Source organism: Demequina sediminis (genome assembly GCF_039545075.1).
GTDB lineage: Bacteria > Actinomycetota > Actinomycetes > Actinomycetales > Demequinaceae > Demequina > Demequina sediminis.
Window position 1 is genome coordinate 139843 of sequence record NZ_BAABRR010000005.1, and the last position, 17209, is coordinate 157051.

The 17209-nt window shown below is 70.9% G+C and carries 22 protein-coding genes; 3 read left to right on the top strand and 19 right to left on the bottom strand.

Annotation, left to right across the window (positions count from 1 at the left end; all coding sequences use genetic code 11):
- Window positions 1-5 precede the first annotated feature (5 nt).
- From frr to rpsB, 4 genes are read right to left on the bottom strand one after another with little or no spacing between them, the layout of a single operon-like run.
- Window positions 6-563 (bottom strand): ribosome recycling factor, encoded by a 558-nt coding sequence (frr, locus tag ABEA62_RS06215; RefSeq protein WP_286216415.1) that lies wholly within the window; start codon window positions 561-563, stop codon window positions 6-8.
- A 25-nt stretch (window positions 564-588) separates the two neighbouring features.
- Complete coding sequence (gene pyrH, locus ABEA62_RS06220; RefSeq protein WP_286216416.1) at window positions 589-1335, bottom strand: UMP kinase; 747 nt, start codon at window positions 1333-1335, stop codon at window positions 589-591.
- Between the two features lie 59 nt (window positions 1336-1394).
- Window positions 1395-2234 (bottom strand): translation elongation factor Ts, encoded by an 840-nt coding sequence (tsf, locus tag ABEA62_RS06225; RefSeq protein ID WP_345379126.1) that lies wholly within the window; start codon window positions 2232-2234, stop codon window positions 1395-1397.
- An 11-nt stretch (window positions 2235-2245) separates the two neighbouring features.
- On the bottom strand, window positions 2246-3175 hold the full coding sequence (gene rpsB / locus ABEA62_RS06230) for a 30S ribosomal protein S2 (RefSeq protein WP_286216417.1): 930 nt from the start codon (window positions 3173-3175) through the stop codon (window positions 2246-2248).
- Window positions 3176-3510: 335 nt separating this feature from the next.
- Here rpsB and ABEA62_RS06235 point away from each other — a divergent pair, with 335 nt between their 5' ends.
- Window positions 3511-4092, top strand: coding sequence for a M23 family metallopeptidase (locus ABEA62_RS06235; protein WP_345379128.1), 582 nt, complete (start codon window positions 3511-3513; stop codon window positions 4090-4092).
- On the opposite strand, the gene ABEA62_RS06240 is transcribed toward ABEA62_RS06235, so the two are convergent.
- From ABEA62_RS06240 to rimM, 13 genes are all read right to left on the bottom strand, one after another.
- Window positions 4032-4850, bottom strand: a complete 819-nt coding sequence (locus ABEA62_RS06240) for a FliA/WhiG family RNA polymerase sigma factor (protein ID WP_286216419.1) — start codon at window positions 4848-4850, stop codon at window positions 4032-4034. The two genes, ABEA62_RS06235 and ABEA62_RS06240, sit on opposite strands and share 61 nt — an antisense overlap.
- Window positions 4851-4862: 12 nt before the next feature.
- Window positions 4863-5831, bottom strand: coding sequence for a tyrosine-type recombinase/integrase (locus tag ABEA62_RS06245; protein WP_286216422.1), 969 nt, complete (start codon window positions 5829-5831; stop codon window positions 4863-4865).
- A 68-nt stretch (window positions 5832-5899) separates the two neighbouring features.
- Window positions 5900-7117, bottom strand: coding sequence for a DNA-processing protein DprA (gene dprA / locus ABEA62_RS06250; protein WP_286216423.1), 1218 nt, complete (start codon window positions 7115-7117; stop codon window positions 5900-5902).
- The gene (locus tag ABEA62_RS06255; RefSeq protein WP_286216424.1) at window positions 7114-8622 is read right to left on the bottom strand and encodes a YifB family Mg chelatase-like AAA ATPase; all 1509 of its coding nucleotides are present in this window, start codon (window positions 8620-8622) and stop codon (window positions 7114-7116) included. The genes dprA and ABEA62_RS06255 overlap by 4 nt, the downstream gene beginning before the upstream one ends.
- Window positions 8619-8975 (bottom strand): YraN family protein, encoded by a 357-nt coding sequence (locus ABEA62_RS06260; RefSeq protein WP_345379133.1) that lies wholly within the window; start codon window positions 8973-8975, stop codon window positions 8619-8621. Before ABEA62_RS06260 ends, ABEA62_RS06255 begins: the two co-directional genes overlap by 4 nt.
- A 195-nt stretch (window positions 8976-9170) precedes the next feature.
- Window positions 9171-10808, bottom strand: a complete 1638-nt coding sequence (locus ABEA62_RS06265; RefSeq protein WP_345379135.1) for an MDR family MFS transporter — start codon at window positions 10806-10808, stop codon at window positions 9171-9173.
- A gap of 32 nt (window positions 10809-10840) precedes the next feature.
- Window positions 10841-11500: a TetR/AcrR family transcriptional regulator gene (locus ABEA62_RS06270; protein ID WP_286216425.1), complete on the bottom strand. Its 660-nt coding sequence runs from the start codon at window positions 11498-11500 to the stop codon at window positions 10841-10843.
- 286 nt (window positions 11501-11786) lie between these two features.
- Window positions 11787-12110, bottom strand: coding sequence for a DUF2469 domain-containing protein (locus ABEA62_RS06275; RefSeq protein WP_062460556.1), 324 nt, complete (start codon window positions 12108-12110; stop codon window positions 11787-11789).
- Between the two features lie 74 nt (window positions 12111-12184).
- On the bottom strand, window positions 12185-12832 hold the full coding sequence (locus ABEA62_RS06280; RefSeq protein WP_286216426.1) for a ribonuclease HII: 648 nt from the start codon (window positions 12830-12832) through the stop codon (window positions 12185-12187).
- A 1-nt stretch (window position 12833) separates the two neighbouring features.
- The gene (lepB, locus tag ABEA62_RS06285) at window positions 12834-13463 is read right to left on the bottom strand and encodes a signal peptidase I (protein WP_286216429.1); all 630 of its coding nucleotides are present in this window, start codon (window positions 13461-13463) and stop codon (window positions 12834-12836) included.
- 86 nt (window positions 13464-13549) lie between these two features.
- Window positions 13550-13897: a 50S ribosomal protein L19 gene (gene rplS / locus ABEA62_RS06290; protein ID WP_286216431.1), complete on the bottom strand. Its 348-nt coding sequence runs from the start codon at window positions 13895-13897 to the stop codon at window positions 13550-13552.
- A 182-nt stretch (window positions 13898-14079) separates the two neighbouring features.
- The gene (gene trmD, locus ABEA62_RS06295) at window positions 14080-14802 is read right to left on the bottom strand and encodes a tRNA (guanosine(37)-N1)-methyltransferase TrmD (RefSeq protein WP_286216697.1); all 723 of its coding nucleotides are present in this window, start codon (window positions 14800-14802) and stop codon (window positions 14080-14082) included.
- Between the two features lie 2 nt (window positions 14803-14804).
- Window positions 14805-15338, bottom strand: a complete 534-nt coding sequence (gene rimM, locus ABEA62_RS06300) for a ribosome maturation factor RimM (protein ID WP_345379140.1) — start codon at window positions 15336-15338, stop codon at window positions 14805-14807.
- 77 nt (window positions 15339-15415) lie between these two features.
- Here rimM and ABEA62_RS06305 point away from each other — a divergent pair, with 77 nt between their 5' ends.
- On the top strand, window positions 15416-15823 hold the full coding sequence (locus ABEA62_RS06305) for a hypothetical protein (RefSeq protein WP_286216434.1): 408 nt from the start codon (window positions 15416-15418) through the stop codon (window positions 15821-15823).
- Window positions 15824-15855: 32 nt separating this feature from the next.
- Entirely contained in the window at window positions 15856-16272 is a 417-nt protein-coding gene (locus ABEA62_RS06310) for a hypothetical protein (RefSeq protein WP_286216436.1), read from the top strand.
- Window positions 16273-16352: 80 nt separating this feature from the next.
- On the opposite strand, the gene ABEA62_RS06315 is transcribed toward ABEA62_RS06310, so the two are convergent.
- Both ABEA62_RS06315 and rpsP read right to left on the bottom strand, forming a co-directional pair.
- Window positions 16353-16583, bottom strand: coding sequence for a KH domain-containing protein (locus ABEA62_RS06315; protein WP_286216439.1), 231 nt, complete (start codon window positions 16581-16583; stop codon window positions 16353-16355).
- 2 nt (window positions 16584-16585) lie between these two features.
- Window positions 16586-17098 carry a 30S ribosomal protein S16 gene (gene rpsP / locus ABEA62_RS06320; RefSeq protein WP_286216441.1) on the bottom strand — a complete coding sequence of 171 codons (513 nt, stop codon included), beginning with the start codon at window positions 17096-17098 and terminating at the stop codon, window positions 16586-16588.
- Window positions 17099-17209 lie beyond the last annotated feature (111 nt).

The window sequence follows — 17209 nt, forward strand, 5'->3', positions numbered from 1 at the left end:
AGGCATCAGACTGCGAGGAGCTCGCTCTCCTTGTGCGCAAGGAGCGCGTCGATCGCGTCGACGTGCTTCTTGGTCAGGGCGTCGAGCTCCTTCTCCGCGCGCGAACCCTCGTCCTCGCCGAACTCGCCGTCCTTGACGCCAGCATCGATGAGGTCCTTGGCCTTGCGGCGCATGTTGCGTACCGTGACCTTGGCCTCCTCGGCCTTGGTGCGGGCGAGCTTCACGTAGTCGCGGCGGCGCTCCTCCGTAAGCTGCGGAAGGATGATGCGCAGCACCTGGCCGTCGTCGGACGGGTTCACCCCCAGGTCCGAGTTCCGCAGCGCGGTCTCGATCTCCTTCTTGGCGCTCGCGTCGTACGGCGCGATGACGACGGAGCGGGCCTCGGTGACGTTGATTGCGGCGAGCTGCTGCAACGGCGTCGGGGCACCGTAGTAGTCGACGGCGATGTTCGCGAACATCGCTGCAGACGCCTGGCCCGTGCGGATGCCGGCGAAGTTGTCCTTGGCCACCGCGACGGCCTTGTCCATGTTCTCCTCGGCCTCGAGGAGGATCATCTCAGTCACGCTTGTCTCCTTCTGAGGTGCGGCGTCAGGCCGTCACCAGGGTTCCGATTGTCTCACCGAGCAGGGCACGGGTCACATTTCCAGGCTCGTCGAGTCCGAAGACGCGCATGGGCATGCGGTTCTCCATCGCGAGAGAGAAGGCCGCGGCGTCCATCACCGCGAGCTGTCGCTGCAGCGCCTCGGTGTACGTGACGCTCTCGAGGCGCTCCGCCGAGGGGTCCTTGCGCGGGTCAGCGGTGTAGACCGCGTCGACGCCGTTCTTGCCCATGAGGACCTCGGAGCAGCGCGTCTCGAGGGCGCGCTGGAGCGAGACGGTGTCCGTCGAGAAGTAGGGCATGCCCGCTCCTGCGCCGAAGATGACGACGCGGCCCTTCTCCATGTGGCGGATCGCGCGCAGCGGGATGTACGCCTCGGCAACCTGTCCCATCGAGATCGCGGTCTGCACGCGCGTCGCCACGCCCGCCTGCTCCAGGAAGTCCTGCAGCGCGAGAGCGTTCATGACCGTGCCGAGCATGCCCATGTAGTCAGCGCGCGCCCGCTCCATGCCGCTCTGGCTCAGCTCCGCTCCCCGGAAAAAGTTGCCGCCGCCCACGACGATCGCGACCTGCACGCCCTCGCGGACGGCATCGGCGATCTCGCCCGCGACGCGGCGCACCACTCCAGGGTCAAGACCAATCTGTCCCCCGCCGAACATCTCGCCGGAGAGCTTGAGAAGCACGCGGCGCGCCGCCGGGGCCTCCCTGCCCGGGATCAGATCGCTGGTCTCGGACACGGATGGACCTCCTGACGGCGCGCCGCGCCTTGCTCGATATGGGTCGGTGGGGTTGAGGCTTAGGCTCCCACACGGAAGCGGGCGAAGGAAACAACCTCGCCGCCCGCGTTCTCGACAACCTTGCCGACCGTGGTCTTCGGGTCCTTCGCGAAGGCCTGCTCGACCAGCACGTTCTCCTTGAAGAAGCCCGTGAGGCGACCCTCGACGATCTTCGGAAGCGCGGCCTCGGGCTTGCCCTCACCCTTCGCGGTCTCCTCGGCGACGCGGCGCTCGTTGGCGACGGTCTCCTCGGGGACGTCCTCGCGCACCAGGAAGGTGGGCGAGTACGCGGCGATGTGCATCGCGATGTCGCGTGCGACCTCGCCCGCCTTGGCGTCCGTACCCACCAGGACGCCCACCTGCGCGGGAAGGTCCTTGTTGGTGCGGTGGAGGTACTCGGTCACGACCGGGGCCTCGACGCGGGCCACGCGGCGCAGGACGATCTTCTCGCCCAGCACGCCCGCGTTCTCGTCGATGACGTCCTTGACGGTCTTGCCGTCGAGGGGGGCCGCGAGGGCCTCCTCGGCGTTCGCGGCACCCGCCGCGACAACCGCCGCGAGGACCTGCTCCGCAAGGGTGATGAACTTCTCGTTCTTCGCCACGAAGTCGGTCTCGGAGTTGAGCTCGATGAGCGTGCCCACCTGAGCGCCGTCGGCGCCCTCGATCGAGGTGATGACCAGGCCCTCGGAGGCCGAGCGGCCCTCGCGCTTGGTCACGCCCTTGAGTCCCTTGACACGCAGGATGTCGACGGCCTTGTCCAGGTCGCCGTCCGCCTCATCGAGGGCCTTCTTGACGTCGAGCATGCCGGCGCCGGTGCGCTCGCGGAGCGCCTGAATGTCGGCAACGGTGTAGTTCGCCATGTGATGCGTCCTTACTTCTCGTCGGTGGCGGCCTCGGGCGCCTCGGCGACCTCGGCGGCGGGGGTGGTCTCGGCAGCCTCGACCTCGGCGGCCGGGGCCTCCTCGGCGGGTGCCTCAACCGCGGCGGGCGCCTCGGTGGCGGCCTCGGCGGCGGGTGCCTCGTCGGCCTTGGCGCCGTCGAGCAGCTCCTGCTCCCACTCGGCGAGGGGCTCCTCGCCCGCGGGGGCCTCGGCGCCGGCGGAGGCGCCGGCGTGGCGCAGGCGGATGCCCTCGGCCACGGCGTCGGCGATCACGCGGGTGAGCAGGCCCACCGAGCGGATCGCGTCGTCGTTGCCCGGGATGCCGTACGAGACGGAGTCGGGGTCGCAGTTCGAGTCGAGGATGCCGACGACGGGGATGCCGAGCTTGCGCGCCTCATCGACCGCGAGGTGCTCCTTGTTGGTGTCGACGATCCACACGACGGAGGGAACCTTCGCCATGTCGCGGATGCCGCCCAGCGTCTTGTCGAGCTTCTCCTTCTCGCGGCGCATGCCGAGGAGCTCCTTCTTGGTGCGTCCCGAACCGGCGACGTCGTCGAAGTCGATGAGCTCGAGCTCCTTGAGGCGCGAGACGCGCTTGCTCACGGTCTGGAAGTTGGTGAGCATGCCGCCCAGCCAACGCTCGTTGACGTAGGGCATGCCCACGCGCTTGGCCTGCTCGGCGACCTGCTCCTGCGCCTGGCGCTTGGTGCCCACGAAGAGCACGGTGCCGCCGTGCGCGACGGTGTCGCGGACGAACTCGTACGCGGCGTCGATCTTCGACAGCGACTGCTGGAGATCGATGATGTAGATGCCGTTGCGCTCGGTGAAGATAAAGCGCTTCATCTTGGGGTTCCAGCGGCTGGTCTGGTGTCCAAAGTGGACACCCGAGTCGAGCAGCTGGCGCATGGTCACGACGGCCATGGCTGGTCCTGTTCCGGACGCGCGCACGCGCGGTCCTTGAGTTGTCGGGCGCACGCGCCCGTGTTCGGTTGACGATGCGTGCCAGGCGGCTCACATCCCTGGCGCCATCGCGGTCGGGCACCGATTGCTCGGACCTCGCCCTCCCGGCGCTTCCCCCATGGGAAGCGAATGACGCGCGACGTCATCCGGGCATGCCGGATGCGGGACTTAGCGTACCCGAGCGGGGGCCGCGGAGCGAATCGGCCGATGTCCCCGGCCCCGACGCCCGGAGTGGCTCTCCACGAGGCGCGGCGGCGTGCTGGCCCGATTGGCCCGGCGACGCGCACGCTCGAGCCATGACACCGCTCTCCCGCCGCGCGGCTCTTGCCCTGGCCCTCGCGGGGACGATGCTCGCGTGGGCGGTCGCGTCGCCTCACCCGAGCGCGGCATCGGCCCCTCCCTCACCGGGCCTCCTCGCCCCGCCCGTCAGCCCCGTCCATGCGCTCGCGCTGTTCGATCCTCCCCCGGCGCCGTGGGCGGCGGGCCATCGCGGGATCGACCTCGCCGCGGCGCCCGGAGGGGAGGTGCGCGCGCCTGCCGACGGCGTGGTCGCCTTCGCCGGTCGCGTGGTGGACAGGGGCGTGCTCACGATCGACCACGGTGCGGGGGTCGTGACGTCGTTCGAGCCCGTGATGGCGGCGGTCACGGTGGGCACTCGCGTGGCGCGCGGAGACGTGGTCGCGACGCTCGGTCCGGAGCAGGGACATTGCGCACCCACGCCGTGCCTGCACTGGGGCGTGCGGGTCGACGGCGAATACGCGGACCCGCTCGACCTGCTCGCGGGGTTCGGGCCGGTGGCCCTGCTCCCGCTGGCGGATCAGACGAAGGCGCCCGTGCGCACGAGCGACTCCCTCAGCTTCTTCACTGCCCCGGAGTGAATCTGTGACACGCGCGACTCGGTCACCCCCAGGATCTCGCCGATCTGCGCGAGGGTCAGGCTCTCGTAGTAGTAGAGGCGCAGCACCTCCTGCTCGCGGTCCCGCACACCCTGGACGGCGGCGGCCAGCAGGGCCGAGGCCTCGCGCGCCTCGAGCCTGGCCGAGGCGAGGGCAAACGCGGGTGAGCCGAGCGTAGGGATGGGCTGCGTGTCGGGCTCGCTCGGCATGCCGTCGAGCGCGGCGACGTGGGACAACGCGACCTGCGCGCGCACCGTGCGGACCTCGGCGGTCGCCCATCCGATATGCGCGGCGACGTCCTCGTCCGACACCGGACGCATGAGCTGCTGCTCGAGCTCGCGGGTCGCCTGCTCGAGGGCGCGTGCCTTGGACCGCACCGACCTCGGCACCCAGTCCGCCGCGCGCAGCTCGTCGATGATCGCACCACGGATGCGGGTTCCCGCATAGGTCTCGAACTTGTAGCCGCGGCTCGGCTCGAACTTCTCGACCGCGTCGATGAGGCCGAACATGCCGTACGACACGAGGTCCGCGAGCTCAACCGTGTCCGGCAGCTTCGCGATCACCCGCGTCGCGACCTGGGACACCAGCGGCGCGTAATGCGTGATGAGCGCGTCGCGCGCCGCGGCCCTCGCCGCGCCGCCCGCCGCGAGATCTGACCACCAGGCGGAGGTGTCGACACCACGGACGCCGACGGCGCCCTCGGGTTCGACTTCGGACAACATCGCGTTGAGCTCGGACATGGGCGTCTCCCTCTAGGCGCGCGGGTGGGCGAGGTGGTAGGCGGCGCGAAGCCGCTCGGCGGACACGTGGGTATAGCGCTGGGTAGTGGCGAGGCTCGCGTGACCCAGCACCTCTTGGACGCTGCGCAGGTCCGATCCGCCGGTGAGCAGGTGCGTGGCCGCGGTGTGGCGCAGAGCGTGCGGTGCGACCTCGTCGACCCCTGCGAGACCGCACAACTCGTGGACGGCGGCGCGCACCTGGCGCTGGTCCGCCCGCTGGCCGCGCCGGCCGAGGAACAGGGCCCCGTCCGTCGCCGGACCGAGCAGCTGAGGCCTGCCCCTGTCGATCCACGCCGACAGCGCGTGGGCCGCCGGGATGCCGAACGGCACCACGCGCTCCTTGTCGCCCTTGCCGGTGACGCGAACCAGGCGGCCATCGAGGTCGAGGTCGCGCAGGTCGACTCCGGCGAGCTCGCCCACCCGCATCCCCGTGGCGTACAGCATCTCCACCGCGGCCCAGTCGCGCAGGTGCAGCGGGTCGCCATCGTCAGCGCGGGTCCGCGCCACGTCGAGCAGCGTCACGACATCCGCGTGGGACAGCACCGTTGGCAACACCGAGGCGGGCCGGGCGGACGCGAGCCGGAGCGCGGGGTTGGGCAAGATGCGCTCGGTGTCGGCCGCCCACGCGTAGAAGGCACGGGCGGCGGCTCCGCGCCGCGCGAGCGTCGTGCGGCTGAGGCCGTCGCCGTCCATGGCCGCGAGCCAATTACGCAGCGCTCCCAGGGTGCACGTGCGCAGGCTCGCGTCGGTGTCGATGGCGGCGTCGATGGGTGCATCAACGGCGGCGTCGGCGCCACCCCGGTGAGTGGCGAGGTGAGCCACGAGGTGAGTCAGGTCTCCCCGGTACGCGCGCACTGTATTGCCCGAGAGCCCGCGCTCGTGGCGCAGGAACCTCTCGAAGGCGCCGAGCAGTTCGCTCGCGGCGGCGTCCGTGGTGGCCATGGCGAAACCATGGCACCGTCACACTTGTCAAATCAATACCTTCAGTCACATTTGTCACATCACCCCCATCAATCACCCATAGTTTGTGGGGTAATGTCCGCTTTATCAGGCTCCTTCCTGGGCTTGGGTGGGCGGCGCCAGCGGCCATCGACCCTTTCGACGAGCCCCCTCGCATGCAGCCCGCCGAGCGCTCCCATGGCCTCCCGCGCCGTCAGCCCCGCAGCCACCGCAACCCGGTCCGTGGTCGAGCCGCGCGAGCTCAGCGCGCCGTACGCCTGGCGTTCCGCCTGCGTCGCGAACTCCTCGCCTCCTTGGTCGGCGCCGGGATCGTCGTCGGTCACGACGTCGCCCGCGGGCAGCGCCAGTTCCAAGGCCTCGTCGCCCGTGGTCACGAGCACGGCCTCGCCCTCCCTCACGAGGACGTGGCAGCCTCGCGACGCCGCGGAGGTCACCGGCCCCGGCACGGCGCCCACCGGCCGCGCGAGCCGCACCGCGTGGCGCGCCGTGCTCAGCGCACCCGACCGGGCCGCCGCCTCGACCACCACCGTGGCGCAGGCCGTCGCGATGAGTCGGTTTCGGCTGAGGAAGCGGGCCCGGTGGGGCGCGAAGCCCGGCGGCTGCTCGCTCACGATCGCGCCGTCCTCGAGGATGCGCTCGAGCAACTCCGTGTTGCCACGCGGGTAGAGCTGGTCCACGCCGCCGGCGAGCACGCCGACGGTGCCCCCTCCCGCCGCGAGCGCGCCCCGGTGCGCCGCCGCGTCGATCCCGTACGCGCCCCCGCTCACGACCCACACGCCGCGATCCGCCGCCGCGGAGGCCATCTCCGACGCCACGTGGTCGCCATACGTGGTCGAGGCGCGCGAGCCCACGATCGCGATCGAGCGACCGAAGGCCTCGTCGACACTCGCGGGACCACGCACCCACAGCACCAGGGGCTCGTCCGGCCCGAGTCGCGCGAATGCGCGCGGCCACTCGGAGTCGGCGGATGTGAGAATGCGGGCGCCGACCCGGCCGGCACGCTCACGCAACGCGTCGGGCTCGGCGGCTCCGAGGCGCGGAGCCCAGCGCTCGACGAACCCCATGACCTTAGCGGCGGTCGCGGGGTCGAGCGCGAGGTCCCACGTGGCGCCGTGGGGATCCCGCGCGGCGCGACGCACCCATGCGAGCGCCTCGACCGAGCCGAGCGCCTCCCTCAGACCCGCCGCGACGCGGTCTCCCGGCTCGGCGATCGCGCTCCAGACGATCTTCGCGTCCACGACGTCGAGGGCCTCTCCCGCGCCGGTCACGAGCGCACCCCCTGACGCAGCACGAGCGCCTGGCCCACGTGCGTCGCGTCGGGAGAGCTCGCTCCCTCGAGATCCGCGAGCGTCCACGCGACGCGCAAGGCGCGGTCGAAACCGCGCGCGGTCAGCGTGCCGCGGTCGACCGCATGCCACAGGCCCGCACACGCCGACCTCGAGGTCGCCTTGCGCAGCCACGGCCCCGTCGCCTCGACCGAGAGGCGCCAGCCGTGTGGCCCAAGCCTCTCCGCGGCGGCGTCCCGCGCACGCGCGACCCGCGCCGCGACCGCGCCCGAGCTCTCGCCGGGGACGTCGGCGCGCGCGGCCGGCCCCACCGTCACCTGGATGTCGATGCGATCCAGGAGCGGGCCCGAGAGTCGGTCGAGGTAGCGGCGCCGTGCATCGGGCTTGCAGCGACAGAACTCGCCCGTGCCGACGAACCGCCCGCACGGGCACGGGTTCGCGGCGAGCACGAGTTGGAAGCGTGCCGGATAGCGAGTGACGCCGTACGCGCGGTGCAACACGATCTCGCCGCGCTCGAGCGGCTGGCGCAGCGTTTCGAGGACGCGCGTGGGGAACTCGGGAGCCTCGTCGAGGAACAGCACCCCGGCGTGCGCGAGCGAGACCGCGCCCGGGCGCGCCAGGCCCGACCCTCCCCCGACGATCGACGCGGCGGACGCCGTGTGATGCGGCGCCTCGAAAGGGGGCCGCCGTACCAGGCCCTCCGCGGGATCGAACACACCCGCCAGGGAGTGCACGCTCGTCACCGCGATGGCCTCCTCCTCGCCGAGGTCCGGCAAGACGCCCGGAAGCCGCTCCGCGAGCATCGTCTTGCCCGCGCCGGGAGGACCCACCATCAGCAGGTGATGGCCGCCCGCTGCGGCCACCTCGAGCGCGACCCTGGCCTCGGCCTGCCCCCTCACGTCGGCAAGGTCGGGGACGGCCCGCCGCGGCCCGGTGAGGGCGGGAGGCCGGACCGTCTCGAGGGACTCGGCGTGGGCATCGGCGCCCAGGTCGCTGAGCACCGTCGCCAGCGCGGGCGCCGCGCTGACCCTGGCAGCGGCCACCAATCCCGCCTCGCCGGCATTGCCGGCTGGCACCACGACGCGGGTCCACCCCGCGGCGCACGCCGCCGCCACCGCCGGCAAGACTCCCCTCACCGGCCGCACACGTCCGTCCAGCCCGAGCTCACCCAGGAGCACCATGTCCCTCGCGCGCGCCGCGTCGATGGCGCGGGCCGCCGCGAGGACGGCGACCGCGATCGCGAGATCGGTCGCGGGCCCCGACTTCGGCAGCGACGCGGGCGACAGGTTGACCGTGATGCGATGCCGGGGCCACTCAACGCCGGAGGACGCGACCGCCGCCCGCACCCGCTCCTTGGCCTCGGCGAGCGACGCGTCGGGCAAGCCGACGATCGTGAACGCGGGCAGCCCGTGTGCGACGTGAGCCTCGACCTCGATGACGTGGCCGACCAGACCCGTGAGCACCACGGAGCGGCACCGGCCGATCATCCGACGCCACGCACGTGCTCGAGGATGGGCGCTCCCGACCTTGGCAGCGTCACCGCGACCACGTCGATCCGGATCGACCCGAAGCTCTCCCCCTGCGCCGCGAGCCACTGACCCGCGAGCACGCGCAGGCGCCTCATCTTGTGCGGCGTCACCGCCGCGAGCGCCCCGCCGAAGGCGTCCGAGCGACGCGTCTTCACCTCGACGAAGACCACCTCGCCGCCCTCGCGCGCCACGATGTCCAGTTCACCGACCGGGCACCGCCAGTTGCGATCGAGCACCTCCCAGCCCGCGGCGGACAGCGACCGCGCCGCGAGGTCCTCCCCGTACCTGCCCACCACGTCCTTGACCGCCATGCGCCACCTCCCCCTTCACGGTGGACGATGCGCGAGCACGACGGGAGGGAGGCGTCACGGCGGGGGGATGGTCCGCGCGGCGGCCGGGGCTGGGGGCATCGGCGCGACCACCCCGGCGGCCCGGTCGCCACCACCTCGGGACATGCCGAGGGGCGCGGAGGGTGACCCCTCCGCGCCCCTTGCCACGCGGTTGTCCTACACGCGCGCGGGCACCACCTGGTCGTCGTCGGCGCGACCGGTATCCCCCGCATCGTCCCCGCTCACGGATGCCGGACCGCCCGCCCCGACCTCCGCGGCCTCGGGGGCCACGTCGAGCGTGGTGCGCAGCGGCTCCTCCTTGACGAACAGGAGCAGAACCAGCGACAGCAGCGCAAGAGGAACGATGAGCAGGAAGACGGGAGCGAGCGCGTCGTTGTACGAGCCCACGATCACGTCCTGGATCTCTTGCGGGAGGTCGCGCACCGCGGCCGGCGTGAGCGAGTTCGCGTCGCTCAGGCTGGCGCCGCCACCCGGCGCGCGCTCCGCGAGCAGGGCGATGAGCCGATTCGTGAAGATCGACCCGACCACCGCGGCGCCCAGCGAGGCGCCGATCTGCCGGAAGTAGTTGTTGGCGGCCGTCGCCGTGCCCACCATGCGCAGCGGGAAGGTGTTCTGCACGATCAGCACGAGCACCTGCATCTGCAGGCCCAGTCCCAAGCCGAAGACCGCGAGGTACGCGCACGTCACCCACACGGGCTGCGTCGCGGACATCGTCGACAGCAGGAACATCGCGGCGGCGATCACCACGGAGCCCGCGATCGGATACCAGCGGTAGCGGCCGGTGCGGCTCACCGCGCGGCCGACGACGATCGACGTGGGCAGCATCGCGCCCATCATCGGGATCATCAGCAGACCGGCCGAGGTGGCATCGACCTGCGCGACCATCTGGAGGTAGGTGGGCATGTACGCGAGCGTGCCGAACATCGCGATGCCCATGAGCAGGCCCGCGGCGGTGGTGAGAGTGAAGTTGCGCTCGGCGAAGAGGTGCAGCGGCATGATCGGCTCGGCGGCGCGACGCTCGACGGCGACGAAGGCCACGGCCGCGATCACGGTCAACACGATCAGGCCGATGATGACGGGCGAGTCCCACGCGTACTGCCCTCCGCCCCACGACGTGAACAGCACGAGCGCGGCCGAGGCGATCGCGATGAGCATCATGCCCGCGATGTCGAGGCGCGGCCGCTCGCGGCGCTCGGCGTTCGGGTGGAGGAACAGGATCGCGCTGAGGATCGCGACGGCGCCCAGCGGGATGTTGATCCACATGCACCAGCGCCAGCCGATCGACTCGGTGAACCAACCACCCAGCAGCGGGCCGATCACCGACGCGAGGGCGAACACGCCGCCCATGACGCCCATGTAGCGGCCGCGCTCCCTCGCGGGCACGATGTCCGCGATGATCGCCTGCGACAGGATCATCAGTCCACCGCCGCCGAGGCCCTGGATGGCGCGGCCCACGATGAGCTCGGTCATGCCTTGAGCAAGACCGCCCACCACCGAGCCGGCCATGAACAACGCGATCGCGCCGATGAACAGCGACTTGCGGCCGATCAGGTCGCCCAGCTTGCCGTACACCGGCATCATGATGGTCGCCGCGAGGATGTACGCGGTGGTCACCCACAGCATGTGGTCGACCCCGTCGAGCTCGCCCACGATCGTGGGGAGCGCGGTCGAGAAGATGGTCTGGTCAAGGGCGGACAGCAGCATGGCCGTCATGAGCCCCACGAAGACCAGCAGGATCGACCTGCGGTCGGTGGCGGGCGCCTGGGCGGCGCCCGCGGTCGCGGTGGTGGGCATGGTCTCTCTTTCGGGTGGGGACTCGGCGCGGATCACGCGTCGGGGGTGACGATGCGTCGGATCTTGTCGATCGCGGCGCGGATGAGGGTCTCGGCGTGCGCCGCATCGCCGGGGTGGGCGAGCCACTGGCGGCTGATCACGGGAAAGGCACCCATGACGATGCTCACGACGAGGTGGGTCTGGTCGCTCGCCTCGTCCTCGGTGAGCTCGGGGTGCTGGACCGCGAGGCGCCGGCGCACGATCGCGGCGGTGGCCTGCCGTTTGTCCGCGAGGCGCATGAGGCGTAGCGACTGCAGGGCGGGCTCACGCTCGAAGAGCAGGCGGCGCATCGCGAAGACCTCGGGGTCGGACTCGGTCGCGAAGAAGGCGCGCGCCATGATGATCATGAGGTCCTCGACGATCGGGCCGCGCGCGTGGACGAACTCGTCGACCGCCTCGCTCGACGGCGTCGAGGGCGCGGGGCCGAGCAGCGCGCCCTCCTTCGTGCCGAAGTAGTTGAAATAGGTCCGCGGCGAGACATCGCTCGCCTCGCAGATCATGTCGACCGTCACCACGTCGACGCCGTGCTCGAGAGCGAGCTCAAGCGCGGCGCGCTCGACGCGACGCGTCCTGCGGACGCGGTTGCGCTCCCTCAGTCCCGGGGCGGCCTCCCCGGTGGACGATGCTCGGGGCGCAGGCGATGCGATGTGCATGATCTGTATTTTTGCAGTCTCTGCACTTTTGCGTCAAGTGCAGGATTGCGGGGTGTGGAGGGGCCAGGCGACGCCCCGCTTCCCGCCCCCACGCCCGCACCCACGTGCACACGTCACACATCTGGAGACACGTGCGTCCAGAGACGAGCACGGATCTCGAGACACCGGCCGTCAGATGTGTGACTTACGCACGGGCGCACGGGCGCACGGGCGCGTGGGGGCGCTCCGGCGCACCTGGACACAGGCGGGCACAGCCGGGCGGGGGCAGGACCCCCAGACCCCCGACTCAGCGGCCGCGGAGCTGGCGGATGTCGGGGAGGTCGTCGTCGCGCGCGAGTTCCTCGATGTTCACGTCCTTGAACGTCACCACCCGCACGTTGCGCACCAGACGCGCGCTGCGGTAGACATCCCAGACCCAGGCGTCGGCCATCGTGACCTCGAAGTAGATGTCCCCGCCCGAGGCCTTCACCTGCAGATCCACCTTGTTGCACAGGTAGAAGCGGCGCTCGGTCTCCACGACGTACTGGAACAGGCCCACGACGTCCCTGTACTCGCGGTACAGCGCGAGTTCGGCTTCGGTCTCGTAGTTCTCAAGGTCTTCGTGGCTCACCCGACCATTGTGGACGCAACGCGCCGCAGTTCGCGAACGCCATGCGCGAACACCCACGCGAAGACACGCGCGCGTCAACCGGTCGGGAGCCGCCAGGACACCCGGTGGAGCGGCGAAGGCCCCAGCGCGCGCAGCGCATCGAGATGCACCGCCGCGCCGTAGCCCTTGTTGCCGTCCCATCCGTACGCGGGATGGTCCGCGTGCGCGGCCGCCATGAGCGCGTCGCGCTCGACCTTGGCGAGCACGGAGGCCGCCGCGATCGACGCGCATGCCCTGTCCCCCTTGACCACCATCGTCACCGGCGGTGCGTCCCACGCGTCGGACTCGACAGCGAAGAGATCCGCAGGGGGCGGGGTGAGCCAGTCGTGGGTGCCGTCGAGCAGCACGGCATCCACGGCGACCGGGATCGCGTCGAGCGCGCGCCGCGCCGCGAGTCGCAGCGCGGCGATGATGCCGACCTCATCGATCTCGGCCGCCGCAGCGTGTCCCACCGCGCGTGCCACGCCAAAGGCCTGCAGCGGGGCGATGAGCGCCTCGCGCCGCGCGGCCGAGAGCAGCTTGGAGTCCGTGAGCCCGTCGGGCCAGGTCTCGCACGGCGCGACCACCGCGACGCCCACGCTCACCGGTCCGGCGAGAGCGCCGCGTCCGACCTCGTCGATCCCCGCGACGGTGCGCGCGCCGGCGTCCCACAGGGCGCGCTCGTGGACGAGCGAGACGGTCACGTCAGTCGGCGGTGGACGCGGCCTCGTCGCCGAACGGGTTGCCCACGCCGGCGAAGCGATCGAGCGGCCACACGACGGCGAACGTGGTGCCCACAATGTTATCGACGGGCACCGTGCCGCCGCCGGGGTCGCCCATGTGCGCGCGCGAATCTGCGCTGTCGTCACGGTTGTCGCCCATGACCCAGATGTACCCCTCGGGCACCTCGACGCGGAACTCGACGCCGCACGGGCGCGCGCCCGGAGCGATGTAGTCCTCGGTGAGCAGCTCACCGTTGACGGCGACCTGAGCGTCCGCCGCGGTGCATTCGACCACGTCGCCCGGCAGGCCGATCACGCGCTTGACCAGGTGCTCTCCCGCGTCCTCCGGTAGCAAACCGGTCCACGTGAGCAGGTCCTTGGCGACGCGCTCGAGGCCCGTGTCATCGGCACCCGGCTCGCCCAGCCACTGCGCGGGGTCCTTGAAGACCACGACGTCGCCGCGGCGCAGCGGGAGCGGGTCGGGACGCCACTTGGTGACGAGGATCCGGTCGCCCTTGATGAGCGCGGGCTCCATCGACGGCGACGGGATGAAGAAGGACTGGAAGAAGAAGGTCTTGATGACCAACGACAGCAGCAACGCGCTGACGACCACGAGGACGAATTCCTTCGTCCATCCCCAGGCGCGACGGCCGGCAGACGGCTTCCCGTCTGCCGGCGCGTCGCTGCTGGTCGCGATGGCTAGTTCTCGCGCTTCTCGCGGATGCGAGCGGCCTTGCCGCGCAGTCCGCGCAGGTAGTACAGCTTCGCGCGGCGGACATCGCCGCGACGCTCAAGCTCGATCTTCTCGATCGTGGGGGCGTGCACCGGGAACAGACGCTCCACTCCCACGCCGAACGAGATCTTGCGGACCGTGAAGGTCTCGCCGATTCCCTGACCCTGACGGGCGATCACGATGCCCTGGAACACCTGGACACGCGAGCGGTTGCCCTCGATGACCTTGACGTGGACCTTGACGGTGTCACCGGCACGGAAGGCCGGGATGTCGTCGCGGAGCTGGCCCGCGACAACGTGGTCGAGCTTCTGCATGACTGTCTCTCCTCGCACATGCCACAGGCCACGCACGGTATCCGCCTGACGGCGATCGATGGTGACGGCGTGTCACGGAAAGCGCCGAGACCCCCTGTGGCAGGTCGCGGCACCGTACGCACCGAGGGACTATTCTGCCACACCGTGTCCGGACGATGCGCGGGCTGGCGGAGAGCTCCGCGTCAGTCCGCGACGGTCGCGTCGGGAGGAAGCAGGTCGGGACGTCGCTCGCGGGTCCGTTCGAGCTGCTGATCGCGCCGCCACTGTGCGATGCGCGCGTGGTGACCGCTCAGCAGCACGTCGGGCACCTCAAGCCCTCGCCACTGCGCGGGACGCGTGTACGACGGGTACTCGAGCAACCCGTCGGAGTGCGACTCTTCGACGATCGACTGCGCGTTGCCCATGAAGCCGGGAATGAGCCGCGTGATCGCCTCGATCATGGCGAAGGCGGCCACCTCTCCTCCATTGAGCACGTAGTCGCCCAGGCTTGCCTCGATGACGCGGTAGCCCGCGTCCGCGTAGTGCTGGGCCACGCGTGCGTCGATTCCCTCGTAGCGACCGCACGCGAACACGAGCTGCGACGCCTCGGCGAGGTCTGCCGCGAGCGCCTGCGTGAAGGGCACCCCGGCCGGGCTGGGGATGACGAGCACTCCGGAAGGTCGCAGGACGTCGTCGATGGCCTTTCCCCAGACATCGGCCTTCATGACCATCCCCGCGCCGCCGCCGAACGGGGCGTCGTCGACCGTGCGGTGCACGTCCGGGCTGCCATCGGCCTTGAAGGCCGCGTAGTCGCGAAGGTCGTGCACGTGGGTCTCGACCAGGGCGGCCTCGCGCGCCTTGCCCAGCAGGGACACGTCGAGCACGCCGAAGAACTCGGGGAAGATCGTGACGACGTCGATGCGCATCTTCACGCGGACGTCTCCCCGGTCGACTCGGGCTCCTCGCCCGCGAGCAGGCCATAGGGCGGGGTCACGACCACGCGACCCGCCTCGACGTCGACCTCGGGCACGAAGTCCTCGACGAACGGAATCATCGCGCGGTGCCCACCCGGCTGGCGGACCACCAAGAGGTCGTGCGCGGGCATCGTCATGAGGTCGACCACCTCGCCCACCTCCTCCCCGTCGGGCCGCACCACGGCCAACCCCACGAGCTGGTGGACGTACCACGCGTCGTCCTCGTCCGACTCTGCGCCGTCGATCGTGAGCTCGACCCCGCGAGCCGCATCCGCCTCCTCGCGCGAGCGGATCTCCGCGAAGTGGACGTACCAGCGCCCGGCCTGCACGCGAACCTTGTCGACCGTCAGCGGCCCTGCGGACGCCGGCTCGGTGTCGAACACCTCGCCCGGAACGAGGCGGTCGGCAGGGATGTCGGTGCGAAGTTCAACCGACACCTCCCCCTTGAGCCCATGGGCGCGGCCGATGCGTGCGACGGTCAATCTCATGACACCAGGGTACGGTCACCGCGCCGCCTTCCCTCGCGCGCGATAGCGTGGAGTCACCGTCTACCTGGGGAGAGGACATGGCCGACACGACCACCCGCCCGCCAGGCGTGACCTTCGCGGTGATCCTCACGTGGGTCGCGGCCGCGGTCGACCTCATCGGTGGCGGAGCGCTCCTGTGGCTCAGCCTCAATCTCGCAGGGACCGACCTCGGTGTCGAGGAATCCTCGCTGCGTGGCTACGGCATCGCTCTCGCAGCGATCGGGCTGCTGACCGCGGCCTTCGCGCTCGGTCTCGCCGCGGGGTCCCAGCTCTCGCGCGTCCTCATCATGGTGCTCATGGCCGCGCGGATCGGCGGTGCGGTCTATGCGCACGAGGCCATCGGCGAGATTGTCCGATGGCAGGCGATCGGCCAGGGCATCGGCGCCCTGCTGATCATCCTCATGCTCGCGACACCGCGGGCGTTCACGTACTTCCGCTCGACCTGACCGCGGCCGTCGCCGCGCGTGGGGAGGCCCTCATGTCCACCACATCCTCCGATCGTCCAGGCTCCGTCACGCTCGTCGCCGCGCTGACGTGGATCGCCGCGATCCTCGACCTCATCGCAGGGGCCGCACTCGTGTGGCTGTCGTTCAACCTCGACACGATCGATTCGACCCTGAGCGAGGCTGACGTCCGCTGGTATGGCGTGGGCACGCTCGTCATCGGGGTGCTCACGGCTGCGGTCGCCGCCGGCCTCGCGATGGGATCTCAGGGCGCACGCGTGCTCGTGATCCTCGCGATGGTCGTCCGCCTCGCGGCCGCCGCGTACGCGCTGCTCGCCCTCGGCGGCGTGATCTCGTGGCACGGCATCGTCGGAGTGCTCATCTCCCTCACCGTCATCGCTCTGCTCTCGACGAGGCGGGGGTCGGACTTCTTCCGCGGCTATCGCGGATAGGGCGGTCCCACGGGGACCCGCCAACGCAACGAGGCCCACCCCGTCAGGGATGGGCCTCGTTGACGAGGGTCGTCCTCGCCCTACGCGACATCCACGATGTTGACGCGGACGTCCTCGCGCGAGATGGCCTCGACCACGGTGCGGATCGCGGTCGCGGTGCGGCCGCGACGGCCGATCACCCGCGGCAGGTCGTCGGGGTGCACCACCACGTTGATGGTGGTGCCACGACGCCCGGAGCGCTCGGTCACGCGAACGTCGTCCGGGTTGCGGACGATGCTGCGCACCAGGAACTCGAGAGCGTCGAGGACCATCGTTACTTCTCCTCCGCGGCGGGGGCCTCGGCGTCATCGGCAGCGCCCTCGGCGGGAGCCTCGTCGGCGGCCTCAGCCTCGGCGGCGGCAGCAGCGTCAGCCTCCTCCTTGGCCTTTGCGGCGTCGGCCTCGGCCTTGGCGGCCTCCTTCTTCGCGGCGGCGTCAGCCTTGGCCTTCTCGGCGGCGTCCGCGAGGGCCTTGACGGCGGCCTCGGGGTCCTCCTTGCCGGCGGCGAACTTGACGGTGCTCACGCCCTTCTCACCCTTGAAGGTGGCCCAGTCGCCGGTGAGCTTGAGGAGAGCGGTGACCTGCTCGGTGGGCTGCGCGCCCACGGAGAGCCAGTACTGCGCGCGGTCCGAGTTGATCTCGATGACCGAGGGCTCCTCGGTGGGGTGGTACTTGCCGATCTCCTCGATCGCACGGCCGTCGCGCTTGGTGCGCGAGTCCATGACGACAACGCGGTAGAACGGGGCGCGCTTCTTGCCGAAGCGCTTGAGGCGAATCTTCACAGCCATGGCTGTCTCCTTGTATTCGGTGTGAGCCGGCGCGCGGTCGCCCGGGAGTGGGCGTCGCTCGCTGACAAGACGAATTGGCGTGCGCACACGGCGCGGCGCCAGCGACCCATT